This window comes from Nocardia sp. NPDC059240, from assembly GCF_042753865.1.
In the GTDB taxonomy this organism is placed as follows: Bacteria; Actinomycetota; Actinomycetes; order Mycobacteriales; family Mycobacteriaceae; genus Nocardia.
Genome location: NZ_JBHZAC010000004.1, coordinates 613,388 through 639,281, shown reverse-complemented (window position 1 = coordinate 639,281; position 25,894 = coordinate 613,388). Strand labels below are relative to the sequence as shown.

The 25,894-nt window shown below is 66.2% G+C and carries 28 protein-coding genes; 11 read left to right on the top strand and 17 right to left on the bottom strand.

Annotated features, from left to right (window positions below; translation table 11 throughout):
* Nucleotides 1–55 precede the first annotated feature (55 nt).
* Nucleotides 56–799: a hypothetical protein gene (locus tag ACFXHA_RS17705; protein ID WP_379357851.1), complete on the top strand. Its 744-nt coding sequence runs from the start codon at nt 56–58 to the stop codon at nt 797–799.
* A gap of 504 nt (nt 800–1,303) precedes the next feature.
* Nucleotides 1,304–1,678: a hypothetical protein gene (locus ACFXHA_RS17700; protein WP_379357849.1), complete on the top strand. Its 375-nt coding sequence runs from the start codon at nt 1,304–1,306 to the stop codon at nt 1,676–1,678.
* Nucleotides 1,679–1,865: 187 nt separating this feature from the next.
* Here ACFXHA_RS17700 and ACFXHA_RS17695 read toward each other — a convergent pair whose 3' ends face one another.
* From ACFXHA_RS17695 to ACFXHA_RS17680, 4 genes are all read right to left on the bottom strand, one after another.
* Nucleotides 1,866–2,345, bottom strand: a complete 480-nt coding sequence (locus tag ACFXHA_RS17695) for a hypothetical protein (protein WP_379357847.1) — start codon at nt 2,343–2,345, stop codon at nt 1,866–1,868.
* Nucleotides 2,342–2,923 (bottom strand): hypothetical protein, encoded by a 582-nt coding sequence (locus ACFXHA_RS17690; RefSeq protein ID WP_379357845.1) that lies wholly within the window; start codon nt 2,921–2,923, stop codon nt 2,342–2,344. The genes ACFXHA_RS17695 and ACFXHA_RS17690 overlap by 4 nt, the downstream gene beginning before the upstream one ends.
* A gap of 104 nt (nt 2,924–3,027) precedes the next feature.
* Complete coding sequence (locus ACFXHA_RS17685; protein ID WP_379357843.1) at nt 3,028–3,795, bottom strand: enoyl-CoA hydratase-related protein; 768 nt, start codon at nt 3,793–3,795, stop codon at nt 3,028–3,030.
* Between the two features lie 153 nt (nt 3,796–3,948).
* Nucleotides 3,949–4,209, bottom strand: a complete 261-nt coding sequence (locus tag ACFXHA_RS17680; protein ID WP_379357841.1) for a hypothetical protein — start codon at nt 4,207–4,209, stop codon at nt 3,949–3,951.
* Between the two features lie 214 nt (nt 4,210–4,423).
* Here ACFXHA_RS17680 and ACFXHA_RS17675 point away from each other — a divergent pair, with 214 nt between their 5' ends.
* From ACFXHA_RS17675 to ACFXHA_RS17665, 3 genes are all read left to right on the top strand, one after another.
* Nucleotides 4,424–5,377 carry an AraC family transcriptional regulator gene (locus ACFXHA_RS17675; protein ID WP_379357839.1) on the top strand — a complete coding sequence of 318 codons (954 nt, stop codon included), beginning with the start codon at nt 4,424–4,426 and terminating at the stop codon, nt 5,375–5,377.
* A gap of 343 nt (nt 5,378–5,720) precedes the next feature.
* Nucleotides 5,721–7,364 (top strand): GMC family oxidoreductase N-terminal domain-containing protein, encoded by a 1,644-nt coding sequence (locus ACFXHA_RS17670; RefSeq protein WP_379357837.1) that lies wholly within the window; start codon nt 5,721–5,723, stop codon nt 7,362–7,364.
* A 10-nt stretch (nt 7,365–7,374) separates the two neighbouring features.
* Complete coding sequence (locus tag ACFXHA_RS17665) at nt 7,375–7,776, top strand: hypothetical protein (protein WP_379357835.1); 402 nt, start codon at nt 7,375–7,377, stop codon at nt 7,774–7,776.
* A 317-nt stretch (nt 7,777–8,093) separates the two neighbouring features.
* Here the strand turns inward: ACFXHA_RS17665 and ACFXHA_RS17660 are convergent, their stop codons facing one another.
* Nucleotides 8,094–8,789: a hypothetical protein gene (locus ACFXHA_RS17660; protein WP_379357833.1), complete on the bottom strand. Its 696-nt coding sequence runs from the start codon at nt 8,787–8,789 to the stop codon at nt 8,094–8,096.
* A gap of 78 nt (nt 8,790–8,867) precedes the next feature.
* On the opposite strand from ACFXHA_RS17660, the gene ACFXHA_RS17655 reads away from it, so the two are divergent.
* Both ACFXHA_RS17655 and ACFXHA_RS17650 read left to right on the top strand, forming a co-directional pair.
* The gene (locus ACFXHA_RS17655) at nt 8,868–9,671 is read left to right on the top strand and encodes a murein transglycosylase (protein WP_379357832.1); all 804 of its coding nucleotides are present in this window, start codon (nt 8,868–8,870) and stop codon (nt 9,669–9,671) included.
* 695 nt (nt 9,672–10,366) lie between these two features.
* Nucleotides 10,367–10,735: a hypothetical protein gene (locus tag ACFXHA_RS17650; RefSeq protein WP_379357830.1), complete on the top strand. Its 369-nt coding sequence runs from the start codon at nt 10,367–10,369 to the stop codon at nt 10,733–10,735.
* A gap of 46 nt (nt 10,736–10,781) precedes the next feature.
* Here ACFXHA_RS17650 and ACFXHA_RS17645 read toward each other — a convergent pair whose 3' ends face one another.
* From ACFXHA_RS17645 to ACFXHA_RS17635, 3 genes are all read right to left on the bottom strand, one after another.
* On the bottom strand, nt 10,782–11,528 hold the full coding sequence (locus ACFXHA_RS17645) for a helix-turn-helix domain-containing protein (protein WP_379357828.1): 747 nt from the start codon (nt 11,526–11,528) through the stop codon (nt 10,782–10,784).
* 64 nt (nt 11,529–11,592) lie between these two features.
* Entirely contained in the window at nt 11,593–11,982 is a 390-nt protein-coding gene (locus tag ACFXHA_RS17640) for a hypothetical protein (RefSeq protein WP_379357826.1), read from the bottom strand.
* Nucleotides 11,983–12,128: 146 nt separating this feature from the next.
* Nucleotides 12,129–12,560: a hypothetical protein gene (locus tag ACFXHA_RS17635; RefSeq protein ID WP_379357825.1), complete on the bottom strand. Its 432-nt coding sequence runs from the start codon at nt 12,558–12,560 to the stop codon at nt 12,129–12,131.
* A 130-nt stretch (nt 12,561–12,690) separates the two neighbouring features.
* Between ACFXHA_RS17635 and ACFXHA_RS17630 the strand changes: the two genes are divergently transcribed.
* On the top strand, nt 12,691–13,017 hold the full coding sequence (locus tag ACFXHA_RS17630; RefSeq protein WP_379357823.1) for a hypothetical protein: 327 nt from the start codon (nt 12,691–12,693) through the stop codon (nt 13,015–13,017).
* Between the two features lie 25 nt (nt 13,018–13,042).
* Nucleotides 13,043–13,666 carry a cysteine hydrolase gene (locus ACFXHA_RS17625; RefSeq protein WP_379357821.1) on the top strand — a complete coding sequence of 208 codons (624 nt, stop codon included), beginning with the start codon at nt 13,043–13,045 and terminating at the stop codon, nt 13,664–13,666.
* Here the strand turns inward: ACFXHA_RS17625 and ACFXHA_RS17620 are convergent.
* From ACFXHA_RS17620 to ACFXHA_RS17595, 6 genes are all read right to left on the bottom strand, one after another.
* Entirely contained in the window at nt 13,650–14,912 is a 1,263-nt protein-coding gene (locus ACFXHA_RS17620; protein ID WP_379357819.1) for a cytochrome P450, read from the bottom strand. The two genes, ACFXHA_RS17625 and ACFXHA_RS17620, sit on opposite strands and share 17 nt — an antisense overlap.
* 16 nt (nt 14,913–14,928) lie before the next feature.
* A complete protein-coding gene (locus ACFXHA_RS17615) occupies nt 14,929–16,053 on the bottom strand; it encodes a hypothetical protein (RefSeq protein ID WP_379357817.1) in 1,125 nt (374 codons plus the stop codon).
* A 31-nt stretch (nt 16,054–16,084) separates the two neighbouring features.
* Nucleotides 16,085–16,864, bottom strand: a complete 780-nt coding sequence (locus tag ACFXHA_RS17610) for an acetoacetate decarboxylase family protein (RefSeq protein ID WP_379357815.1) — start codon at nt 16,862–16,864, stop codon at nt 16,085–16,087.
* A gap of 2 nt (nt 16,865–16,866) precedes the next feature.
* Nucleotides 16,867–17,667 carry an SDR family NAD(P)-dependent oxidoreductase gene (locus ACFXHA_RS17605; protein WP_379357813.1) on the bottom strand — a complete coding sequence of 267 codons (801 nt, stop codon included), beginning with the start codon at nt 17,665–17,667 and terminating at the stop codon, nt 16,867–16,869.
* A 112-nt stretch (nt 17,668–17,779) separates the two neighbouring features.
* The gene (locus ACFXHA_RS17600) at nt 17,780–19,021 is read right to left on the bottom strand and encodes an NADH:flavin oxidoreductase/NADH oxidase family protein (protein ID WP_379357811.1); all 1,242 of its coding nucleotides are present in this window, start codon (nt 19,019–19,021) and stop codon (nt 17,780–17,782) included.
* Between the two features lie 37 nt (nt 19,022–19,058).
* Nucleotides 19,059–20,450 carry a flavin-containing monooxygenase gene (locus ACFXHA_RS17595; RefSeq protein ID WP_379357809.1) on the bottom strand — a complete coding sequence of 464 codons (1,392 nt, stop codon included), beginning with the start codon at nt 20,448–20,450 and terminating at the stop codon, nt 19,059–19,061.
* A gap of 181 nt (nt 20,451–20,631) precedes the next feature.
* Between ACFXHA_RS17595 and ACFXHA_RS17590 the strand changes: the two genes are divergently transcribed.
* Nucleotides 20,632–22,026: an AIM24 family protein gene (locus ACFXHA_RS17590; protein ID WP_379357807.1), complete on the top strand. Its 1,395-nt coding sequence runs from the start codon at nt 20,632–20,634 to the stop codon at nt 22,024–22,026.
* Nucleotides 22,027–22,053: 27 nt separating this feature from the next.
* Here the strand turns inward: ACFXHA_RS17590 and ACFXHA_RS17585 are convergent, their stop codons facing one another.
* A complete protein-coding gene (locus ACFXHA_RS17585; protein WP_379357805.1) occupies nt 22,054–22,455 on the bottom strand; it encodes a carboxymuconolactone decarboxylase family protein in 402 nt (133 codons plus the stop codon).
* 117 nt (nt 22,456–22,572) lie between these two features.
* Between ACFXHA_RS17585 and ACFXHA_RS17580 the strand changes: the two genes are divergently transcribed.
* Nucleotides 22,573–23,478 (top strand): LysR family transcriptional regulator, encoded by a 906-nt coding sequence (locus tag ACFXHA_RS17580; RefSeq protein ID WP_379357803.1) that lies wholly within the window; start codon nt 22,573–22,575, stop codon nt 23,476–23,478.
* Here the strand turns inward: ACFXHA_RS17580 and ACFXHA_RS17575 are convergent.
* On the bottom strand, nt 23,459–24,712 hold the full coding sequence (locus ACFXHA_RS17575) for a 2-hydroxycarboxylate transporter family protein (RefSeq protein WP_379357801.1): 1,254 nt from the start codon (nt 24,710–24,712) through the stop codon (nt 23,459–23,461). The genes ACFXHA_RS17580 and ACFXHA_RS17575 overlap by 20 nt on opposite strands.
* Nucleotides 24,713–24,760: 48 nt before the next feature.
* The gene (locus ACFXHA_RS17570) at nt 24,761–25,840 is read right to left on the bottom strand and encodes a tartrate dehydrogenase (protein ID WP_379357800.1); all 1,080 of its coding nucleotides are present in this window, start codon (nt 25,838–25,840) and stop codon (nt 24,761–24,763) included.
* Between the last annotated feature and the right edge of the window lie 54 nt (nt 25,841–25,894).

Here is a 25,894-nt window from a genome sequence, read left to right as displayed (position 1 = left end):
CCGTCGTCCACCTGACGCCGACACGCGACGGGACCCGCCTTACCTGGGTGAATCGGTGTCAGCGGGCGTGTCAGGTTGGTGTCAGGGCGGTATCAGCCGGGGCGGCGACAGTACTCACATCAACAACGCAGCAGCGAATGAGGAGTACAGAGACATGACCGTTTTCCAGACCCCCGCACCGATCGATATCACCCTCGAGGTTGGCGCCGGGACCGTCAGCGTTATCGCCTCCGACCGGATCGACACGGTCGTCGAGGTTCGGCCGGCCGATGCCGGGAAGAAAGACGATGTGAAGGCTGCGGAGCAGTTGAAGGTGGAATTCGGCGCGGGTGGCCTCGGCGTGAAGATGTCGAAGGGGTGGAAGGTGATCGGGCCGTCATCCGGTAAAGGCTCGGTCGATGTGATCATCGAGGTGCCTGCCGGGTCTCGGGTCCACGGGAACCTCGCGCACGGAAAGTTCCATACGGCCGGCGAATTCGGTGAGAGCAGTGTGGAGGTGGCTATGGGCGAGATCGTGATCGATCGAGTGGTTGCGGCGGTAACCGCGAAGATCGCCAAGGGCGACATCACTATTGGGGACGCGGTGCGCGGCGTGCTGCGCCTGGAAACTTCCGTCGGCGATGTACGCGTCGGAATCCACCCGGGCAGTGCGGCGACCGTGGAGTCCAACACCCTGGGCGGCGCGATGAACACCCAACTGGGACCGGTTGATCCGGCCCAGAGCAAGACCAACGTCGTGGAAGTCCACGCGCACACCGCCTCCGGCAACGTCGCCGTCGGACACTCCACTGCGGTCTGACCCGCCGACACCCGCCACTCCACCCAGCACGCGGCGGCACCACCCACGGTGCCGCCGCTCGTCACTCCGACCCAGATTTCGGCCCCACAGTGCGCAGCTATCCCCAAAGGCTGCGCTGTATGCCGAGTCCCGGATGCTCGACGAGCATGCATGCTGGAACGCAATTATCGAGAAGACTTGTACCCCAACGCATTCTGGTGATGCATGAGCGGGTGTGAGTGTCCGGAAATGCCGCATGCTGCGCTAACTGGATCGGCCGGCGCGGGACGCGAAAGATCAACCAGCCGTGCCGATCGTGTCTCGCTGGTCCAAGCACATGTCGAACATCAACCACGATACTGACGTCCCCGACAGCGTACGACTCGGCTGCCGCTCCCGGCTGCCTTGCGCGGCCTGGGGTTCCATCGTGTCGGGCATCGTTGCAGTTGACTAGATCTTCGGATCCGTGCCATCGGATCGGCGTACATTTGTCGGCACACAACGCCTCACGAAAGCTGCCACGTCGTGGAACTCATCGTTGGCGCCGTTTGTATCGGCGGCGGTATTGCCCTTTTCGTCATTCTTGCGATGCTCGCCGGCAAGAAGGAGAAGTCGGACGCCGAGCAGGAGAGACAGGCGGTCGAGCGGTCGGCCTCGCGTGCAACCGGCTGTCCGAAGTGCAAGCGGGGGGTTACGGTCAGCGACATCGCGTGCTCCAACTGCGAAACCGTCGGGGCGATAAGGGAAGTGGGCCAAAAGGTGTCCTATTACAAGACTTACTATTGGACCTGTCGCGCCTGCAACTGCTATCCAGCATTGAACTGCCCAGATTGTAAAACGAATCTTATTGGTCTGTTCCCTAACACAGTGGACACGCCGAGACGGTCCGCCGGCCTCTAGAGCAAGCGCCATTGTTCTCCCGCGGATGAGTTGCCCACAGCCCGTGAATGTTTCGCCCGATCCTCCCGGGGCTTGGTGATCCGATCCAGCAAGGCCCCGATTGCTCCTCGGCACGTCCGAAGGCCAACGGGCCGAGGCTATCGCAGGTAGTCGGGCTCCGAGGAACGCCGCGGTGAGCACCTGGCGGTCAGCTCATTCGGGGTGGTTGGAGATCGCGCGGCAGGACGGTCAGGTCTCGACGGTAGGCGGGGGTTCGGACGGCCTTGCGGATGCGGTCGAGAGTCTTCTGTTCGCCGATGGCCGGCCACAATGCGAACAGTTCCCCGTCGCGACGGCGCATCGTGGCCCTGTCGGTTGTCGGGTCGATGGCGATGAGACGGTCAACGACCGTATCCAGCAGTGGGTGATCGTATTCGGGATTGCGTGGGGTGGCGGCTCGCAGGGTCGCGGACAGCACCGTGAGCTCATCGAGTTCGGGCAGGATTCCTGCTGCGGCGCCGGACAATACGCGCTGGAGCCCCTCGACATCGGCCGCGTCGATGAATCCAGAGAAGGTTTCGATGACGAAGCCCGGTCCGATGCGTTTGTCGGCGGTTACCTGCTGGGCTGCTTGCCGTCCGTGCCGCCGAGCAACACCTGCGACCAGTTGTTCTTTGAGCCTGGTCATATCGGCGCGTTCCTGACCGGCCGCATAGTGTTTCCAATCGGCGAAAAGCTTCGCGCATCGCCGCGGCGGGCGAGCTCGATGCCGATATCCCGGAAGGAGCGCCAGCCGTACCCGTCATCGATCCGTCCAGCCAGCGTGCGAGCGGCTTCGAGATCACCGTCGGCGATTTGGTTGAGCACGAGTTGTCGGCGAAAGCCGATGTGCTGTGGCAGGAACGGAGCAATCTCCTCTATCTGCTCCGTTGTCAGCGCCCCGACCGCGATCAGCGCGCACGTCGCCTCCCCGAATCCGAAAACGCCGTGCGAGAGGTGCATCAGCTTCACCTGGCTGCGATATGACTGCACCGGGCCCAGCACCGTCATCACGCTCGGCGGCCCCTCGCTGTTCTCAGGGAGCCGAGCGTCGAGCTCTCGCAGGATCTGCTCACGCAGAGGGATCATCACCGTGGGGGTCGGGTATGGCGGATTGGACGCGGCCCACTGCTCCGCGTCGGTGATCGTCGCGGTGAGTCCGGCGATGAGGACGTCTTTCAGGGACTGGTGACCAGGTGCCATACAAACAATCCTGCATTGCCGCATACCGCGCTGACCGAACCGGCCGACGCGGGAGCCAGTCGGCCGCGGTGGCGCTGCGGCACAAGACCGTCCGCTCATGCCGGGTTCGGTGCGATAGGTGCGGTCCCTCAGCCCGCAGCGGAATCGTGGTTGTATTCCGCGACAGATCCGAGCAGGGCCGCGGTGGCATTGCGATAGAGCGACGACTTGACGTGGCCGAGGGCGGGCCCGCTGGTCGCAGCCAGACTCTGCGCATACTCCACAGCGGATTTCAGGAGATCGTGCTCATCGGCGACCGAGTCGACCAAGCCCGCCGTCATCGCTTCCGTCCCGCCGTAGCGGTGCCCGGTGACCAAGGCGCGACGAGCCACAGGTAGCGGCAACTGCGACTGTGCCAGCTCCACCATCCCGGGAGCGTAGTTGACGCCGAGCGTGACGCCGGGAAAACACACATAGCCACGATCACCGCGCATTATCCGGTGATCATGTGCGACAGCGAGAAAAGCCCCGGCGCCGTAGGCATGACCATTGATCGCGGCGACGGTCGGTATCGGCAGTGTGAGAATTCGGGCGAACAACCGCAGCAGATCGGCAACATTCTCGTTGATCCGCTCCGGGTTTCGCGCAGCCCACTCCACATCGAAGCCGGTGGAGTAGAACTTCCCGTCACCGATCGTGACCAGCCCGCAAGGACCAGAGCCCGCAGCGACCTCATCGAGCAGGGCCTCCATTTCGCCAACCCAATCCGGATGAAACCGGTTCTCGGTATCGCGCTCACCCCGGTTACCCAACTGGAGGATGAAAACCTGTCCCTCGCGCTGCAAGTACGGCATCGCGCCAACATATCCCACCAGCCGGACGGGCTTCACACCATGGCAAAGGTCACCAGTTCGCACCTACCAGGTGAGGACACCTGCGCAATCGGGTACAAAGCGCAGCGCGTTTCGACCGGCCAGACCCACCTGCGGAAGATCAACGGCTGGAGGTGAACTCGGGCGGCTATCTCAGGTAGTCGGGCTCTGAGGAACGCCGCGGCGAGCGCCTTGCGGTCAGCCCATTCGGCGTGGTTGGAGATCGCGCGGCAGAACGGTCAGGTCTCGACGGTAGGAGGGGGTTCTGATGGCCTTGCGGATACGGTCGAGAGTCTTGTGCTCGCCGATGGCCAGCCACAATGCGAACAGTTCCCTGTATGGCAAGCAGCCCAGCAGGTAACCGCCGACAATCGCATCGGACCGGGTTTCATCATCGAAACCTTCTCTGGATTCATCGATCGATCCGTCCAGCCGGCGTGCGAGCGGCTTCGAGATCACCGTCGGCGATTTGGTTGATCACGAGTTGTCGGCGAAAGCCGATGAGGTGGCGTGGTTGTCGTCCGGCTTGCCCGACGCAAACTGCAGGATTCGCCGATCGATATCGGCCGGAACGGTTGCGACACACCACCACTGAACCCCGGTCGTCCGGTACGGTGTCCAGCACCCGGCCGCCTGCGGGCGGGTGTGAGCGAAACAGGCGGTACCGCACTACATGTCCCGACAGAATCTTCCTGCCGCAGCGTCTTTGGCGCAGTGGGAGACCTTACTCAGCAGCGACGTGGTGCCGATCGCGGTGGAGCCGTTGGCGGGTAGATCGTTTTCCGGGAGTTTCTCCTCGGTGGTGGCGGCGGGCGGATTGCGGATCGGGACCGGGCGCGGCGGCGGCCTGCAGGGTCGTCGCACCGCACACCATGTCGCCCGCACCGAGGGCCGCTACGTGGTGGCCATCGCCCCCACCGCGGGCTCGGCGCTGGTGGTCGGCGAGGACTGGCGCGAGATGGCGCTGACCGCAGGCTCATTCGTGCTGATCTCGACCGACCGGCCGACCATCTTCCGGATCGAGAACTACTGCGCCACGGCCATCGTGCAGGTCCCGTGGTCGATGCTGTTGGCGCGCACCGGACTCGCGCAGGAGCGTTTCGCCGGGTTGTTCGCGCAGCCGCTGTCGCTGCCGGGTGCCGGTGCCGCCGCGATCGCGGCCGGGTACTGCCGTGCGGTGGCTGCGCTGCCCGACGATTACGCCGCCGACCGCATTGCCATGGGCAACCACACCGTGGACCTGCTCGCCTCGGTCGTGTCCCTGATCTCCGGCGAACGCCCGCTGGAAGGGCCCGCGATGGCGCAGGCTCGCGAACGGGTACTCGCGTATCTGCGGGAGCATTTCGCTGATTCGGGGCTGAGTGTGGAGCGCATCGCGGCGGCTTGCTCGCTCTCGCGCAGCACGCTGTATCGCGCGACGGAGGCAGACGGCGGTGTGGTGGCGGCGTTGCGGCGGGTGCGGCTGGCGCACGCGCGCACACTGCTGCTGACCGGGTCGGCGACGATCGCGGCCGTCGCGGCGCGCTGCGGGTTCGGCAGCGAGCGGCAGTTCTATCGGGCGTTCCAGGACGAGACCGGGATGTCGCCCGGGGAGTTCCGCGCCGCCGGGCATGCCGCATCCAACTGAGTACCGCACATAAATCGTTCACGACAGTAATTCACGTGTGCGCTCGAAATCGGTAATTGATTTCCTTTGGGACGTCGTGTCAATGAATTGGTTCCCGATGTCAGTCCATACCCCTGGCGCCGGATATTTTTCAATCCGCTGACACGGCATGTGGTGATCGAGTACAGTTTCGCCACTTGTTTCGTATTTATTGAGGGTGGGACGCGGGGTTATGAGCCGTGCCCATTCTCATTTTGATATCACCGAAATATTTTCACACAGTTGAAACATGTTCTTTTCAATGGATATCGTGTGCGGCGTTACGGAGGTCAGATTCACCGGCCTCGATTCGGAAGGTATTTCTATGCAAGGCACGCCGCATAACAAGCAGTTCGGCTCGTCGGTTTCGCGCCGGAGTTTTCTGGCGGCCGCGGGCCTGGCGGCAGGCGCAGCGGGCGCGATGGCACTCATGCCCGCCCAGCTCACGGCCAAGGCCTCGGCGGCACCGAACACGATCAGCGACGGCGACCACGTCCCCAACCTGATCATCGGCTCCGGCTACGGCGGCGCGGTCACCGCGCTACGACTCACCCAAGCGGGCAAGAAAGTCGCGATGGTGGAGAAGGGACAGAACTGGATCACCCCGGGATCCGACGGCAAGATCCATCCCACCCTGCTCAACCCCGACGGCCGCTCCTACTGGTTCAAGACCAAGACCGAACAGCCCATCAGCAATGTCCTTGGCTTCCCGATCGACAAGAGCGTCCCCAGCGACGCGGGCATCCTCGACGCCGAAGACTTCGCGGCCATGCGCGTCTACCAGGGCCGCGGCGTCGGAGGTGGCTCACTGGTCAACGGCGGCATGGCCGTGGTCCCCAAACAGTCCTACATCCAGACCATCCTGCCCTCGGTCGACATGGGCGAGATGTACGCCAAGTACTACCCCCGCGCCAAAGCCGGCCTGCAGGTCAACAGCATCGACCAGAACTGGTTCAACTCCACCAAGTGGTACCAGTTCGCCCGCGTCAGTCGCGACGTCGCCAACAAGGCCGGATTCAACACCGTCTTCGTCGACAACGTCTACGACTTCAACTACATGAAACAGGAAGACGCGGGCAGCGTGCCGACCTCGGCACTGGGCGGACAACTGCTCTACGGCAACGACTACGGCAAGAAATCCGTCGACAAAACCTATCTGGCCACCGCCTCCGCCACCGGCAACCTGTCCATCTCGCCCCTGCACACCGTCACCGCCGTCACTCCCGCCAGCGGCTCCGGCTACACCGTCACCATCACCCAGTCCGACGTCAACGGCAAAACAGTCGCCACCAAGACCGTCACCGCCGACAAGGTGTTCTTCGCCGCGGGCAGTGTCGGCACCAGCAAACTGCTGGTCTCGATGAAAAGCCAGAACAAGCTGCCGCATCTGGACTGCACGGTCGGCACCGGCTGGGGAAACAACGGCAACGTAATGGTCGGCCGGGCGGGCTGGGACGCCACCGGTACCAGCCAATCCACGGTGCCCTGCATGGGCATCGACGCGTGGGACGCCAATTCGGTATTCGCCGAAATAACCCCGTTCCCGGCAGGCATCGAAACCTTCGCCAATCTGTACCTCGCCATCACGAAGAACCCGAACCGCGCCAATTTCGCCTTCAATTCGACCACCGGGGGTGTCGACCTGAATTGGACGGCGGGCATGACCCAGCCCTCGATCGACCAAGCGAAAGCCGTCTTCGACAAGATCAACGCCAGTGCGGGGACGATCTACCGGTACGACCTCTTCGGCGGCAACAGGATATGGGGTGACTTCTTCACCTACCATCCGCTCGGCGGCTGCCTGCTCAATCAGTCCACCGACAATTACGGACGGCTCAAAGGATATCCGGGGCTCTACGTCACCGACGGATCACTGATTCCCGGCAGTGTCGGAGTAAATCCGTTCGTCACCATCACGGCGCTCGCCGAACGCAATATCGAGAAAATCATCGCCACCGATCAGTTCTAGGAGAATTTCGATGCGCATCACACACTATCGGCGCTTCGGCATCGGACTGGCCGTCGCCGCCGCCACCGTCGCGCTTGCCATACCGTCCTCCGCTGACGTCGTGTCCCTGTCGGTCTCCGACCAGAACCTGCAGACCAACCGGACCTACACCATCACCGCCACGGTCAGCGGTTCCACCATCGGCCTGTCGGTCTTCTTCGCCGACAACGGCCAAAACCTCGGCCCTGCCGGTGGCGTCACGCCGAACTCACTCAAAGGCATGGCCACCACCACCTGGACGCCCACCAAGTCGGGTAGCCACACCCTGACCGCATCCCAGGGCAGCACCACCCAGACCATCACCGTCACCGTCACCGACGCACCCGTCACGACAACCCCCACCACGCCACCCCCGCCGGGAGGCTCGTGCTGACCCTCATCCCACAAGGCTGAACGTTGCTCGGTCCGCGCGCCGAGCAACCTCCACCCTTGCTCTCGCTCGTCGTGCAGTAGAAAGCGATCGCCGGTGAAAACACCCGACACCACCCCACCGTCGAAATACATTCCGGAGGAACGCGTTCGGCGCCGCGGTCCCCACGCCGCGGCCACCGGCTTGCTGCTGATTCTGATCGTGGTGGTCGTCTTGGCCGCCGATTCGCGCGGCGACGACACCGTCGGCAATATCGCCGCCTCCACCGACACCGGGGAAACCTCCGCCCTCGACGCTGTGACCACTCAGTACGGGCAGATTCAGAGCGTCGATATGGCCGAGGTGTCCCTCACACCCAGTGACATACCCGTCCCCACCGACACCACGACAACCGACGTCGAGACCGCACTGCCTTCGACACCGGAGGTCAGCACCGACCCGACGACGACCGCCGACACCCCGATCACGACTACGGTCACCAGCGTCCCGACCACCACCGTGGATACACCGAGTTTCTCGATCACCGTCAGCGCGAACGCGACCCTCGGTGGAGGTTTGCCGAGTTTCCCGTCGTACCAGCCCGACCCTGGCACCCAGGTCCCGTACACGACCATCTCGACCGTCACGGTGACAGCCGGTCCCAGCACCGTCATCGTCGTCCAACCCCCGGTCATCGCGACGACCATTGCGGCGACGAGCGACACACCGCCGCCGACTACGACGGTGGTCGCGACACCGGTGACTACGGTGCCGCCGACCACGACCACGCTGCCGCCGACCACGACCGCATTGCCGAAGACCACGACTGTGTTGCCGCCGACCACGACGACCGCGATGCCGCCGGTCACGACGACGAGTTGCCCGACGACAGTCAGGCGCGCCTCGGCGACCTCGACACCGACCATCGCGCACCCGCCGGCGACGACGACACTGCACCCGACGACGGTGCCGCCCAAAACCGGCACGACGACCCCGGCTGCGCCGAGCAAGACCACCTCGCCGAAGCCGACCACCACGCCCAACCAACCGCGCCCGTGCGGATGAGTGCGCGCAGCCGAAACATTGGTGACGACAACGAATTCCGAGGAGCGTCCATGACCGACCAGGCCGATAGGACGACCGGGCGCGGCGTGAGGGTCGCCTACACCGCCGCGGTGCTCGCCCTGGCCGCCCTGGTCGGCACCCTGTATCCACACAACGCGCAGCCCCCCGACGCACCGCCACCAGGGGCGGGAGGCCGGCTGCCCGCGATCCGGCTCGACGCCGCGAGCCACCCGATCGATCAACTCCGCGACTGGGCGCAGACGCGAGCCGCCCGATCAGGGATCCCGGTGCGGGCGGTGCAGGCCTACGGGTACGCGACGGTGGTCATGGCCCGAGCCCAGCCGGGCTGCCACCTGGGCTGGACCACCCTGGCCGGGATCGCGCGCATCGAAAGCAACCATGCCCGATTCGGCGGGGCGCTCATCGCCGCCGACGGCACGGTCGCGCCCCCGATCCGGGGTATCGCTCTCGACGGCACCGGCGGCAACGCCGTCATCACCGATCCCGTCGCCACCGCCCACGCGGGCCGCACGGTCTACGCGCGGGCTATGGGACCGTTCCAGTTCATCCCCGACACGTGGCAGCGCTGGGGCACGCGCGCCGACGTCGACTACCAAACGTTGGCCACCGCACTACAGAACGCCACCCCGGTCACCGCCACCGCACTGTCGGGTAGTCCCGACAATATCGACGACGCCGCACTCGCGGCAGGCCGCTACCTGTGTGCCTCAGGCGGAAACCTCGCCACCGGCCACGCCTGGCGCACCGCGATATACGCCTACAACCACTCGAGCGTCTACGTCGACCAAGTCCGCAGCGCCGCAACAAGTTACGACGCCGGAACCTCCCCCTGACGGCTGCTCGAACCGGCCAGAAATCGCGCTTACGACCCTGAATATCGTCCTGGGTCACGTCCGATCAGGCCGGATTACCTCGCGAGCGGCGGCCGGCACCGTCGGCGCGTTTTGGTCGGCTGTCATCGCATCGATCTCGGCGTCATCGGCACCTTCGACGGTGTGAGGGTCGACCCCCATGGCTGAATCGAGCGCATAGATCCAGGTAGGCAATGCGGCACAGCATGGACGTGTTGGACCTCCGGTTCTGCCGTTGACCGGGTGACCAAACCGGCAACGCGGGCCGTGGAAGATCAATGGGCAGAGCGCCGTACGGCTGTCGGCAATGCACGCTCATGCCGCCTACAGGGTCGTTCGGTCTGGCCACTGGTGGGCCGACACTGCCGCGAGGGACCTCCTGAAAATCACCCGCATTCCTTCAGGTGGGTCGGCAGCGACAAGATCAGGGAGCTGTCAGCGAGGGAAAGTGGACAAAATTCCGCAATGAGTGCTCCCTGATCTTCATGGCGCACGCGCGGGGACGTCGGATCAGCCGGCCGTGGCTATTCGGGGCTGTGCGAACGTGCTGAATTGCCGAGTTTCGGAGGAAGTTGCCGGGCATACTCGCCGTGGCGACTGTTTGGTCGGGTGGGCTACCTATTTCTGGCGACGGAAGATACGAGACGAGGCGAGGGGTCGGTGTGGGGTTTAGAACTGTGGTGATCTCTGAGGATCTGCCTTCTGCGTTGCCGTTCTGGTTCGTCGAGGCCCATCCTGAGCTGCACTTCGGCAAGGACGGAGACGGATTGTCTCGCCTGCCGATCGCGAGTCGCTTCGAGAGCAAGTTTTACGGCTCCAAGGATGATCCGCTCTTTCTCGACCTGCAGCGGGTGTTGAACGAAAATCCGTCATGGGGCCGCAATGTCGAGCTGATCCTGTTCCACGAATGCGGTGGGATTACCAAGGTGCTCGTCACGCGCGACCGGATACGCATGGCCGAACCCACCGGCTGGTCCGAAGTCGACGGGATCGAACACTGGTTCTGCGGCTGCTCATTCGACTCTCAAATTGAGCCCGAACGCTGAACCCGAAGATCAACGGGCCGAACGTCTTCACCGCGGTCTGATGAATTCAGGGTGCTTGCTGCTGGTCTTCGGCTTCGAGGGGGACCATCGAGTAGACGTACCACTCGCGGCGCGGTTGTTCGCAGCGCAGGAGTTGGACGTGCATGCTTGTCCACTTGCTGCCGTCGATCGGTCGGATACGGACTGGTCGCCAATCCATTCGTGTGGGATCGATGTCGGTTGACCATAGGCGTTGCCAGTCGGGGGATTGCGCGCACTGGTGGGTGATCTGGTCGATGCGTTCGGGTGGGGTGAGGCCGGGGGCCATGTATCGGAATGCCTGGACCATGATGTGGGCCTCGCGGTTCCAGTCCTCGACGACCTGGCGGGCGCGTGGGTCCAGCAGCATCCACGCCATGATGTTGGCGCCGGGTTCCAATCCTGGAAATGCTTGCAGGTAGGCGGTATTGGCGGCGATCAGGTCCTGGGCGGGGGCGGTCTGGTAACACGCCGGGTGCGGCAGGCTCGCCAGGAAGGCGAGTTCGCCGGGGCTGGGGCCGGAGTCGCCGCCGGTTACCGTGGTCAGCTCGGGCTGCAGCACGGTCGCGGCGTACTCGCGGTAGACCGCCGGGATATCGAGGGCGCGGAACAGTGCGCCGAGCGCGGTGGAGGTCGGTGGTCGGGTACCTTGCTCGAGCTTCTGGATCAGCGCCTCGGACACATTCGCCTTGTGGGCCAGCTCCGCTCGGGTCAACCGCGCCGCCTCCCGACGCTCCCGCAAGTAACCGGCAATGGTCGTATGCGACTCCTCCACGTGCGAAACCTCCCGAACCGGCCCGATGACTACGCGATGAAAATAGTCGACGGCGGTCGCGGAGCTAATGGCCGGATTGCGCCGAGTCGCGTTGTTCGGCGATTCGGCGGCGGATCTCGTCCCACGACAGGGGCAACTCGACGACCGGCGCGTCGAAGAACACGAAGGTCGCTTCCCGCATGACTTTCCGCTTGCGCGCCACCGTCGACTTATGGGGCTCGGCACCCGCGTAGGCATAGATCGCTGCCTTGTTCTCCCACGCCGAGTAGGTCCAGAAGACGCCCTTGAACATCTCCGCCTTCAACGCCACACCCAGCGCTCCGGGGGAACGGCGAGCCTGCCACCACAGCGCCAATGAAGCCATGAGGAAGCCGGGTGCGCTGCGCAGATTCTCGACCTCGAGGCGCGAGGCCATGCACTGAACCTCGGCCGAGGCCGGGGTACCGACTGTCATCCACGGAATCGTGGGCATCGATCTCTCTTTCGATCAGGAGGAGGCAACGGATGTCGGCTCCTCGAGGCATCGAGCGAGCCTATCCGCGAAGGGATTCCGGGCACATGCCCCAAAAGCTCGAGCCGATATCCGAATCGCCCAGCGAGTTACGGGCAGTGCGCTCCGGGCACGGCGCCCTCGAATTTTCCGACGCCACCGATCTGCGCCAGGCCCTGCTTGCCGAAGGCGAGGGTGCCGTTGGCCAGGCGGTTGTCCGTACCGCCGGTCGCGCAGTTGATTTGTACGAAGTAGCCACCCTCGGGTAGCGAGACCTGAAGGGTTCGTGCCACCTGGTTGTAGGTGTTGAGTAGGTCGGTCGGGTCCGCGCTGGTCGTGGCGACGCGGATGTCCTTGCCTTGGATGTCGAGCGTGTACGGCGGCGGCTCGGGGAAGCCGGCCATGGTCGAGGTGGCCTTCGTGGTGGTCGCCGGTACGGACGTCGGCGCAGCCTTGCCGGCGTCGCTGGAGGAGCATCCGGCGACGGCGGTGGCGGCAGCGGCCATGCTGCAGGCGAAGACGGCAATCCGGGCAGGTTTCATAGCACGCATCCTGCCAGTCACACCCGGTAAAACCCGGCTGGCTGGGCGGTCTTTCGGCAGAACAGAAGGCGCTACTCACTTAAAAGTAAGCACTTGTAACGATGTAATCATCGGGCTTACATGAATTCCCATGAAGGTCATTACATTCGACAAGTTCAAGCCCGGCGTCACACTCGAGACCATCACCCCGTTCCTGCCGGAAGAGGTCGCCAATGTCTGGCGGTTGTGGAAGGCGGGGATCGTGCGGGAGAACTACGCGCGGGCCGACGAGCCCGGGGTGGTCATCGTGTTCGAGGTGGACACCGTCGAGGAGGCTCGGCGGTACATCGACGACTTCCCGCTCACCAAGAAGGGATTCCTGGAGTGGACATGCATTCCGGTGATGGCGCCATTGCCGCTCGAGGCGTTGATGGACGCGTCGGTGGATGTCGCGGAACCCTACGACCGCACCGCGTGAGGGCAGCATGCGACACGCTTACGGATTGACGATTCCGCAAACCGTCGAGGACGCTTGCCATCCCGAGCGGATGGCGGTGCTGATCTACGACATGCAGGTCGGCATCGTACGTCAGCTCGCCGAGGGCGAGCGCATCGTGAAATCATGCCTCGAACTGCGGGATGCGGCGCATGCGAACGGGTTTCGCGTCTTCTACACCCGCCACATGTCCCTGCCGCCCGCCGCGGCGGGGATCTCGCAGCTGCGCACGGCCATGGAGTGGCAGCACCTGGACGACCCGGGTCAGGTCCGGGCGTCCTTCCCGCAGGGCTCGCCGCAGTACCAGATCGTGCCGGAGCTGGCCCCCGGCCCGGACGACGTGGTCCTCGACAAGATCACCATGTCGGCATTCGCGGGCACCCCGCTCGATATCGCCCTGCGGGACTTGGGGATCGGTGCCTTCGCCGTCGCCGGGATCGCCATGGAGGTCGGCATCGAACCGACGGTGCGCCACGCCACCGACCTCGGCTACCTGCCCATCATGGTGACCGACGCCTGCGGCGCAGGGCATCCGGAAGCGGCCGAACGCTCGTTCGCCGCACTGGCTTTCGCGGGTGGCTCGCGCACCACCGACACCACCGCTCTGACCGCGCTCATGAATCGGCGTTAGCGGGCAGTATTTCCTTGTAGGACAACGGGATCGCTGACGGACCGCGCAGCGTCACGTGCTCCCGATACGGTGGCTGCCCGGTCAGTCTGGGCTCACGCACCCGGCGGGCGAAACGGGTCAGGGCGATATCGGCCTCGAGCCGGGCGAGCGGCGCGCCCAGGCAGAAGTGCTGGCCGAGCCCGAAGGCCAGGTGCCGGTTCTCGCGGGCCGGGTCGAAGCGCCCCGGATCGTCGAACATCTCCGGATCGCGGTTGGCGGCGGCGAGCAGCATGACGATCATGTCGCCCGAGGCGATCTCGATGTCCGGCAACGAGATCGCGTCGCGGGCAATGCGCGGCACCAGCTGCACCGGCGGGTCATAACGCAGTGTCTCCTCGATCACCGGCCCGGCGAAGGCTCCGGCGGTGCGCAGGATGGCCAGGTGATGGCGGTGACCCAGCAATGCGAGGGTGGCATTGGCGATCAAGTTGACGGTGGTCTCATGCCCCGCGATGAGCAGCAAGCCGCAGGTAGCGATGAGCTCGTCGTGGGTCAGCGCGTCACCGGACTCCTCCGCCGCGATCAACGCGGACAGCAGATCATCGCCGGGTCGCCGTCGCCGGGCGCGGGCCAATAGTTCGAAGTACTCGTGCACCTCGTTATTGGCCCGCACCAACTCGGCAGGGTCGGGCCGGCCGGTGACAGCCGTCCCCGACACCGGATCGAGCGTGCGCGCCAGCATGCTCGACCAAGCCCGCAACCGCGGCTCGTCCTCGACCGGCACCCCGAGCAGCTCGCAGATCACCGTGATCGGCAGCGGATACGCCAGATCCGCCACCACATCCAGCCGCCCGCGCTCGGCGGCACGATCCAGTGCGGCATCGGCGATGGCGGTGATCCGCGGGGCCATCGCACGCACCACCGCCGGAGTGAACGCCTTGGCCACCAGCCGCCGTAACCGCGTGTGATCGGGCGCGTCCCGGAACAGGAACGAATGCGTCCCCGCGAGTTCCGCCGCCCGCTCCCCGGCCAGATCGTGGGTCGGTGTCGGCCCCAGCGGCAGCGCCGCGTGCCGCCGATCCACCACCGCCGCCGGATGCCGCAGCACCGTCGCACAATCCCGATAGGAGGTCAGCACGACCACCGGACCGCCGCCGAGCCGCACCGGACCGTGCTCGCGCATGCGGTCGTAGAGCGGATACGGATCGGCGCGATTAGCCGGATTCAGCAGCCCGGCGAAGAAACCCGGGGAGGACGCGGTGGTCATGGATACCGCCTGGAGGTCAGCCGTGCCGGATGGCGCGGTGGGTGAAGGTGGGCGAGGTGCCGGGGTTGAGCAGCGCACCGGTCAGCTCGCTGGAGGGGAAGAACTGCAGGAACCTGGAATCCTGTTGGGACACATCCACGATTGTCTTCTCGATGACGAGCGAGTTGTACTGCTCGTAGGTGGTCTCGAGGGTATTGGCGTTCAGGATCACCTCGTGCCCCCAGGATTTCGCCGTGTGCGCGAGGCCGGGGATGCGGGAACGCTCGGGGGTGAGACATTCGGTGGCGATGGCGTTTTCGCTGATCGCCCAGATACCGGTGTCGGTATTGAGCACCAGTGACTGATTGCCCATGGCGTGGCCGGGTGTGCGGATCAGCGCGACACCCGGACCGAGCAGCACGCTGCCGTCGAGCGGCAGGATCTGCTCCGGCGGCAGATCGACGAAGGTACCGGGCTGATACCAGGGCCGCTGGAACGGGTGCAGATCCGCCATGGCCTCGAGCTCGTCGCGCTGGGCGAGCAGCTTGGCATTCGGGAAGGCCGCCGCCACCGGCTTGTCCGGGCTGATGTCGGGCTGCGGCCGGGTGGTGCCCAGCCAGCGGCGCACGTCCTGGGTGTGCAGGTGGTCGAAGGCGAGGTAGTCGACCTCGGCCGGATCCACCCCGGCCTGGCGGCACGCGGTGAGCACATCGGAGTGCTCGGTCACGAACAGCCCGCGCAGCGGTCCCGGGACCATCTTGTCGAGTTCCGCGAAATACGGTGTGTAGGAATCGAGTTCGTGGTCGCTCGGTTCGAACAGCAGGGTACGCCGGGTGCCGTCGGTCTCGGTCCAGCGCACGATGAGCATGCGGTTGCTGATGGTGAGGAACGGCGTCGGGCTGATCGCGGCCCGGAACAACCCGTAGCGGGTCGGGTACGGCAGCGAGATCAGATCGTGGGTGCGCACCGAGTCCGGGCGGCCGGTGGCGGCGAACTCGCGTTTGAAATCCAGTGCGGCCGTGCGCACCGCGCGCAGCCGGGCACCGAAACCGCCGGTCGCGGCCAGCGCCTTGTCGAAGGTGTCGATGCGGGCGAACGGCGCGGTGGCGGCCGGGCGCGGAATGGCGATCGGTTCGGTGGCGAGGCGGTCGGCGATGCTCATGCGAGCCTCCTGGGTGCGATGGTCGACGCGGTCACAGGATCCGCGGCCGCATGCGAGTCATGGTGAACAGCGGGGTGAGTGGGCGCAGCGGAATCGGCGGAACCCACACGCCCAGCAGGTCGACCCGGTGCAGGCGCGCCTCGAGGACACGGCCGATGCCCATCTGGTCGAGCGGATCACGTTCGGAGCCTTGGACTTCGAGATAGAAGTCCTCGATACGGCGCACCTCCACCACACTCTCGCGCGGGGTGAAGCCCACCAGCCAGGACGGGAACAGTCCGCCGAGACCGACGACATTGCGATGCGGGCGGGCCAGGATCGGCGGCGGATCGGCGATCACCTCGCCCAGCCGTCCACCCATGCCGAGCAGCTTGTGCCCGCGGCGGGTGGCGGTGGCGTGGATCTCGGAATCGGTGAGCGTCCAGTCGACCTCGCCGAGCTTCTTCGGATAGCCGAGCAGTTCACGGCCGATGATCAGGGCCACATCATCGTCGAGAATCATCCAGGGACAATGGATTCCGGTGCCCTGCACGGTCTTGATGTGCACGAACAGCCCGGCCTCGTGGTAGCCCGGTGACTCGAAGTTATTGTCCGGGAAGCACGCGGTGAACAGATCCGCGCGCGCCGGTTCGGTCAGCTGGACTCCGGCGGGCAGCCACTGCTTCATGCGCTCGGGATCGATTTCGACTGTGGCGCTGAAGTAATGGGCGTCGCGGTAGAGGCTGCGGCGTGGATCGCCGATCGCCAGCGCTCGACGCAGATCCTCGCCGATCGAGCGGCCCATCGTCCGGATGGCGGGTTCCCAACCCATGATCACTTCACCTTTCGGTAGACGGTGCGCAGGATCGGGCCGATCAGCGCACGCGGGGTGTACTGGCCGCTGATCGTCTGCACCTTCGCGAAGGCCCCCGGCACCACGCGTCGGCGACCAGCGGCCAGGCCCGAAATTGCTTCCCGAGCAGCCTGTTCCGCGCTCACCCACAGGGGCCCCGGAACCAGCTTGTCCAGATTCGGGACCTCGGCGACCTCGGCGTACTCGGTGCGCACCGGCCCGGGCGCGAGCAGCGTGCAGCTGACCCCGGTGCCCGCGAGCTCGGCATGCACCGATTCGGCGAGCGTGTTGGCGAACGCCTTGGTGGCCGCGTAGGTGGCATTTCCCGGACCGGGCTGATTACCGGCGGTGGAGCCGGTGATCAGAATCGCGCCGGTGTCCCGCTCCAGCATGCCGGGCAGCACAGCCAACGTGAGATCGTGCACCGCAACCGAATTCAGTGCGACCTGCTGGCGCTCGCGAGCCGGATCCGCGTTCGCCAGCTCGCCGTAGGTGGCGAACCCGGCGTTGTTGCACAGCACCGCGATATCCCGAACGGACAACTCGTCGCACAGTTTTCCGCGCTCGCCGCCGTCGGACAGGTCCACGCCACGGATCTCGGCCTCGATGCCATGGCGGGCAGTGAGCAGCGTGGCCAGCTCGCGCAGCCGGTCTTCGCGCCGGGCTACCAGGATCAGCGAGTGGCCCAGGCGCGCAAGCTCTTCGGCCAAGGCGACGCCGATACCGGAGGAGGCCCCCGTGACGACGGCCCTGGACGTGGCCGTGGGTGTGGGTAGGTTCATCGCGGACTCCTTGATCGGCAGTGGGACAGCGCGCAGACGGTCACGGTCGTGTCGGCCGCGAGTGCGGTGCGCGGTGCGCCAGGGGCATTGAGGCTCATGGAGATTCCTCGGCTCAGAACTGGGTGAGTGCACGGACGGTCACGGCGGCTCCGGCCGCGGCCAGGGTGCGGACCGCGCCCGGCCCGCTGACCTGCTTGTCTCCGGCCGCGATTCGACGGAAGTTCGCCGCGTGCCAGGCGAGCTGGAGATAGGAGTTCACCGGTGCGAGGGGCAGCGGGATGCGCGGCGCGGTGGGCAGCACCTGCGGTTCGGCGGTGCCCGCCAGCAGGTCCGCGGCGATGTCCGGGCGGATCGCGAAGGGCCGGCCGAGGCCGATCACATCGACCGCGCCCTGGGCCAGGACATCGTTCATGAAGTCCAGGGTGCGGATGCCGCCGGTGAGCATGAGCGGCATCGTCGAACGAGCGCGCAGGTCCTCGGCGTAACGCAGGAAGTACGCCTCGCGCTCGCGCGTGCTGTCCTGCACCACACCGGTCATGGCGGGGGCTTCGTAGTTGCCGCCGGAAATCTCGAGCAGGTCGATCCCGGCCTGTTCCAGCGCGAGCGCCACGTCCAGCGACTCACCTTCCTCCAGCCCCCTGCGCTGGAAGTCGGCGGAGTTCAGCTTGACCGAGAGAATCGCGTTGGGGCCGATGGCCTTCCGGGCATCGGCGACCACCTCGAGCAGCAAGCGGCGACGATTCTCGGGGGTACCTCCGTACGAGTCGGTGCGCTGATTGGCGAGCGGCGACAGGAACTGCGACAGCAGATATCCGTGCGCGGCATGCACCTGCACACCGGAAAAACCCGCCGCCACAGCCAGTTCCGCGGTGCGTGCGAACCGGCGGCGCAGATCGGCGATATCGTCGAGCGACAGGGCACGCGGCTTGCGCAGGTTGTAGCCGATCACCTCGGGACGCAGCGCCGACGGCCCGACCGGGCGCCGATGCAGCGAACCCACCGCCACCCGGCCGGGATGGTTGATCTGCATGACCATCACCGCGCCCGCGCGGGAACCCGCCCGCGCCCAATTGCTCACGGCCTCGAGCTGCCGATCGTCCTCGAGAGTGACGTTGCGCGGTTCTACATAGGCCCGACGGTCGATCATGACATTGCCGGTGATCAGCAGGCCGACGCCGCCGCGCCCCCAGGCGCTGTAGAGCCGGGTCAGGGTCTGGCTCGGCGCGCCGGTGATCTCGCCGAGCTGTTCGCTCATGGCGGCCTTCGCCAGCCGATTGGGCAGGGTCACACCGCAGGGCAGCGTGAGCGGACTGCCCACGGCGACGATGCGGGGTGTACGGGACTTGGGTGGCATGGATGGCTCCTGTTGTCGCGGAGAAGGATTGGTGTGATCAGGCGATCCGGCGGGCGGCGGCGAGCAGCGGGCGCAGCACGCCGACGGATAGGCCACCGGGTGCATCACCGGGCGAATCAGCGGCATCGGCCGATCGGCCGCCGGGCTCCGCCCCGCCGGACAGCAGTGTGCGAATCGTCGCGAGCCGGGTCGCGCCGCGCACCAGCCAGCGACCGCGCCGCGCCTCCCAGCGCAATTCCGGTCCGCCCGCGAGGATTTCGGCCGACGGTTCGGAAAGCAGGGCGTACAGGTCGCCGATCGGGGTGCCGAATTCCTGCTGCAGCAGCGCGGCTTCCGCGATCAGCCGCGAGGAGTTCATCAGCAGCATGCCCGCCCCGGAGCGCGGCGCGACCAGGCCCGCGAAATACAGATTCGCCAAGCCCGGGGCGAAGGTGTGCGCCACCAGCCGGGGCTGGCCGTGCTCCCACTCGAGCAGCCCGTCGCGCAGAAACGGGAAGGTGGTCCGGAACCCCGTCGCCCACACGATGGTGTCGAACTCCCCGCTGGTGCCGTCGACGAAATGCACGGTGTGCCCGTCGAATCGGGCGATCTCCGGCCGGACCGCGATGCGCCCGTGCTTGAGGAAGTACGGCAACTGCTGATTGACCACCAGATCCTGGTCGAAGATGCGGTGCTGCGGCTTCTGCAGCCCGAAACTGCCGAAGCTGCCCATGCCCAGCGCGACGATGGACCGGAACACGGCCTCCTGCGCGGCCTTCGGTACCGGCACCGACCCGAAGTCGAATCTGCCGCTCGGGATGCCGAAGACGTATTTGGGGATGAACCAGTAGCTGCGGCGCAGCGAGATCTCCGAATTCCCGAACGTCACAGCGGCTTCCACGGCCAGATCGCAGCCGGAGTTCCCGGCCCCGACCACCAGCACCCGCGAGCCGTCCAGATCGGCGGGCCGCTTGTAGTCCTTCGAATGAATCTGCTTGCCGGCGAATTCGCCCGGGTACGGGGGGATATTGACGTCCCAGTAGTGGCCGTTGGCGACCACCACCCCGGTGTACTCGCGGACCTCGCCGCTCTCGAGTTCGACTCGCCACCCGGCGGCTCTGGTCTCGTCCAGCGGCGCGACCTCGGTTACCAGTGCGCCGAACTCGATGCGGCGGTCGATCCCGAACTCCGCGGCGAAGGACCGCAGGTAGTCACGCATCTGCGCGGCGCTCGGGAAGTCCGGGTAGGCGTCGGGCATCGGATAGTCCAGGTATTCGGTGACGTCCTTGGAGCTGATCAGGTACGTCGAGTCGTACACCCCGTGCGACCAGTTGCCGCCGATCGCGTCGGTGGCTTCGAGGTGGTCGTAGTCCAGGCCGAGATCGGTGTAGGCCTTGGCCACCGCCAGGCCGGTGTATCCCGCTCCGATGATGCAGTAACGACGCCCCATTGCGACCTCCCTAAAAGCTACGGTCAATGTAGCTACAGTGAGTGTAGTATTTGCGGAGCGGCGTCCGATGTCAAGACCGGCCATCTCGGGGAAGATCCGGATGGCCGCCGCCGCGGAGATTCGACAGACTGGATCCTGTGAATCGGATACCGCGCGAACAGGTACGCGCCGAGGGGGAGTCGTGACAGCGCTCGCGCGCGGGGAGAATCGGCCCGCACCCGCCGATCGGCTGACGATCACCGTGACCTGCTCGGTCGCCGTCGACGTGTCAGCTCTGCTGCTCGATGCGAACGGGCGGGTGCGCTCCGACGGCGACTTCGTGTTCTTCAATCAGCCGGTCGCGCCGGGCCTGGTATATCGCCACGGCCGCGGGGCCGGGGACATGGTGGAGGTGCGGACCTCCGCGCTGCCCGCCGACGTGGACAAGGTCGCCATCACCGCGAGCCTGGACGGCAGCGGGCCCGCGACCTTCGCCGGGGTGGGCTCGCTGGTCGCCACGATCGGATCCGACGCGGGCACACTGACTTTCCCGATGGATCGGCTCAGCACCGAGGCCGCCGTGGTCTGCGTCGAGATCTATCGGCGCGGCGGCGCCTGGAAGGTCCGCGCGGTCGGCCAGGGCTACGACGACGGGCTGGCTGGACTGGCCGCCGCTTTCGGCGTCAACATCGACGACGAACCCGAACCGGCCCCGCAGCCCGTACCGCCGCAACAGCCTGTACCGGCGAGCCGCCTCGCGCCCACACAGGTGCTGTCGCGCCCACCGTCTTTCGTGCCACCCCCGCCGCCGGTCGCGCCGACCATGCCGAATCCCCGCGCCCCACAAGGAGTCCCGTCCGTGCAGAGCGAGCTGTTCCATCCGAATCACGCCGAGGTCACCGGGGTCGGCATTCAGAAGCAGGGCAGCAAGATGATTCGGGTCGCGGTGAACGGGGAGACCCTGGCGCGGGCCGGATCCATGGTCGCCTACCAGGGGGATCTGCAGTTCAAGGCGCTCGGTTCCGGCGGCATCGGCCGGGCCATCCAACAGCGGCTCACCGGTGAGGGTGTCCCGCTCATGCAGGTGTCCGGGCGCGGAGATCTGTTCCTGGCCAATGCCGCCGCCGATGTGCACACCGTGGACCTGGACGGCACCGACGGCCTGACCATCAACGGCGCGAATGTGCTGGCCTTCGATTCGACGCTGACCTACAACATCCAGCGGGTGCAGGGCGCGGCCGGATACGCCAGCAACGCGGGCTTTTTCAACTGCGTCTTCACCGGTCGCGGCCGCATCGCCATCACCACGCACGGCTCGCCGGTGGTGCTCAATGTGGATCAGCCGACCTATGCCGACCCGCAGGCCGCGGTGGCCTGGTCGTCGAGCCTGCAGACCGGCATCAAGCGCAACGACTCGTTCGGGTTCAGCCGTTTGATCGGCCGCAGCACGGGAGAGGGCCTGACACTGGCGTTCTCGGGCCACGGCTTCGTCATCGTGCAGCCGTCCGAACTGCCGCCGGGCGGCATGATCGGCGGCACCGGCGGCGGTCAGGAGGCCGGGCAGTCCGGTGGCCTGCTGGGCGGACTGCTCGGCTAGGGGCGATCGGCGCCTGCCGCATTCGGGTCAGGACACGTTGGTCAGGGGCAGCAGGTCGCGCTCTCCGAAGACCTTCTTCGCGACCAGGGTGGCGTTGAGGGAGCGCGGCACGCCGGCGTAGACGGCGGTGTGTAGCAACGCTTCCGAGATCTCGGTGGCGGTGAGTCCGACATTGAGTGCCGCGTTGATGTGCACATCCAGCTCGAGCTCGCAGCCGCCCAGCGCGGCCAGCACGCCGAGGGTGACCAGTTGCCGGTCCCGGGGCGCGAGTTCGGGGCGGTCGTACATATCGCCGAAGGCCCAGGCCACCACCTGATGTCCGAGCTCGGGCGAAACGTCGGCCAGCGACGCCACCACCCGTTGTCCCGCTTCGCCATCGACGCGGTTGAGGACCTCGAGGCCGTGGGCGTAACGCTGTTCGCGGTTCATGATTTCTCCTTGCGGTGATGCTGTCGGTGTGACTTCTCAACTCTCGCGCACCGAACGGTCGAATCAGCCCTACGGGCATCAGTAGCTATGCTTCCCATGCTCTGGAGGTATGGATTGATGGATCTTCGAATGCTCGGCTATGTGGTCGCGATCGCCGAGGAAGGCTCGGTCAGCGCTGCGGCGCGGCGCTTGCACCTGACCCAGCCGACCTTGAGCAGACAGCTGCGGGACCTCGAAAGACGGCTCGGTGTCGCGCTTTTCGAGCGGGAGGGTCGTGGGCTGACGCCAACGGCGGCGGGAGTGGCCCTGGTGCGGCGGGCCACTGCGGTCCTGGCCGAAGCCGACGCCGCACTGGAGGATGTCCGCCTGGCCGCGCAGGGCATGACCGGACGGCTGACCATCACCTTCGCCGGATCCGGGATCAACGGTCAGCTCGGGACGGTGTTGGGCAGGCTGCGCAGGGAACTGTCCAAGGTGGACCTGCGGCTCGAGGAGAGCTTCAGCGACGCGGAGATGTCCGCGGGTGTACTGGACGGCCGCTACGACGTCGCCGTCCAGCGACTGCCGGCTCGCGACGCCCGGCTCGCGACCCGCGTCTGGTGGAAGGAACCGATGACCATGTTCCTGCCCGCCGCCCACCCGCTGGCCCACGCGGCCGGACCGGCACCGCTGTCCGCGCTCGGCCAGATCCCCTTGGTCATCTGGCCCCGCGACGTCTCCACCCGCTCCTACGACGAGATCATCGCGCTCTGCCATCGAGCCGGGGTGGTCCCGCGCATCGGAGCCGAAGGGCGCAGTGCCCAAACGCTGCTGGCACTCGTGGCCGCCGGATTCGGGGCCGCCGTACTGCCCGACTCGCACCGCGCGCTACGTCGGGTCGGGGTGGCCCCGAGGCCACTGGCCGACACCTCGACGACGATGCATGTCGCGTGGCGCGTGGGCGACCCGAGCCCGCTGGTCGCGCGGTTCCACAGCGTGCTCGAGCAACACGGTCAAGACCCGCTCACCCGAACAGACGGATGAGCCAGGCTGCGCTGATCACGGTGGTCACACCGCCGATGCGGGTCGAGATCTGCGCGAACGGCATGAGATTCATGCGATCGGCGGCCGAGAGGATGGCCACGTCGCCGGTGCCGCCGAGCCCGCTGTGGCAGACGGTGACCAGGGCGGCGTCCACCGGATACATGGCGATCGCGCGGCCGACCAGGAAACCGGTCAGCGCCATGGCGAGAACCACTGCGGTGCAGGCGATCACGTAGCCGATCGACAACACCGACATGACATTGTTGAGCGGTAGGTACACCATGCCGAGACCGATCATGGTGGGAAAGATGAACCAGCGGGCAATGATCGCGTACACCGCCCGCGCGTCCGCCTCCACCGACGCCGGGAACACGCCGCCGAGTTTGCACAGCACCGCGAGAATGATGACCAGCACCGGGGCCGGTAGATGAACCGGCTTCTCCAGTAGCGAGGCGAGCACGAACAGTCCGGTGATCATCAGGACACCGAGCGCGTAGTTGGGTTCCCGGGTCACGGTGGAATCCGTTGGAGCTACCGCGATCTCGGGACCACGCACCAAACGCCCGCTGCCGTCCAGCTCCGGCTTCCGATCGCCGAGCCGGCGCAATACCCCCGCGGTGATGATGGCGGCGATATTGCCGATGATGGCCGCCGGAATCAACTGCGCCACATAGCTACCCGGCTCACCGCCGAGCGCGGAGGCGTATGCCGAGGACAGCGGGATGACGCCCTCACCGATGCCGCCGCCCAGGATCGGCACCACGATGTAGAACAGTGCCCGGTGAAAGCTGTTGCCGAACAACATCGCCACCGCCAGCCCCGCCGCGACCGCCGCCACCGTGCCCGCCAACAGCGGCGGGAAGATTCGGATCAGGCCGCCCACCATGAGCTTGCGGCTCATGCCGAGAATGCTGCCCACCACCAGGGTGGCGATCACGAAGTACAGGAAGTTGGCCTGCTTCATCAGCGCGGTCACGGCGCGCACCGTATTGCCGTCGAACACCTTGGCGTACACCAGGATCGACGGTGTCAGCAGGCATGCGAGCGCGCCCCCGCCGATGCGCGAGACCAACGGCAGCCGATTGCCGAGCGGCCCGAGCAGCATGCCCAACCCGACGATCACCGCCAGCCCGCCGATCATGTTCTCGGGAATGGCTCGGAAGCGCCCGGCGAGCAATACCGCCGCGGTCAACACCACCGGGATGAGCAGTGGCGCACCGTCCAGCTCGGGCATCGACTGCCGGGATACCCGACGGATTCTGTCAATGGAACTCATTGCCGCTCACCGGATTTCCAGCGCTGCCCGCACGGCCTTGCCGAGCGATTCGGTGGTGCCGCTGCCACCCATGTCGGGCGTGAGCGCCGCACCGCCGGTGGCGAGCACGGCTTCGATCGCCGCCAGCACGGCGGCCGCCGCGGTGTGCTCGCCGAGATGCTCGAGCATCATGGCCGCGCTCCAGATCTGGCCGATCGGATTCGCGATGCCGCGCCCGGCGATATCGGGGGCCGAACCGTGCACGGGCTCGAACAGGCTGGGAAACCTACGCTCCGGGTTGATGTTCCCGCTCGGCGCGATCCCGATGGTGCCGGTGCAGGCCGGGCCGAGATCGCTGAGAATGTCGCCGAAGAGATTGCTGGCCACGACCACGTCGAACCAGTCGGGGTGCAGCACGAAATTCGCGGCCAGAATATCGATGTGGTATTTGTCCACCTCGACTTCCGGATAGGCGCGGGCCATTTCCGCGACGCGCTCGTCCCAATAGGGCATGGAAATGGAGATGCCATTGCTCTTCGTCGCCGACGTCAGGTGTTTGCGCGGCCGCCGCTGCGCGAGTTCGAAGGCATAACGCAGGATCCGGTCGACGCCGGTGCGGGTCATGACGGTTTCCTGGACGACCGTTTCCCGGTCGGTGCCTTCGAAGATCCGCCCGCCGATGCTGGAGTATTCGCCCTCGGTGTTCTCGCGCACCACATAGAAATCGATATCGCCGGGTGCGCGCCCGGCCAGCGGTCCGGTCACGCCGGGCAGCAGCCGCACCGGCCGCAGGCTCACATACTGGTCGAAGTGCCGGCGGAACTGCAGCAGGCTGCCCCACAGCGAGATGTGATCGGGTACCACCTCGGGCCAGCCGACCGCGCCGAAGAAGAGGGCGTCGAAGGATTTCAATCGATCGAACCAGTTGTCCGGCAGCATTTTCCCGTGCGCGGTGTAGTAGTCGGCGCTGGCGAAGTCGAAATATTCGAGTTCCAGGGTGAAATCGCAGGCGGCCGCCACGCCCCCCAATACCCGGATGCCCTCGGGGACGACTTCCTTCCCGATGCCGTCGCCGGGAATAACCGCAATGCGGTGCACGGTCGCCATAATTCCGCCTTCCTCGCTGCCGATCGAACGTCGTTGCTGTCGGCTGGATCACAA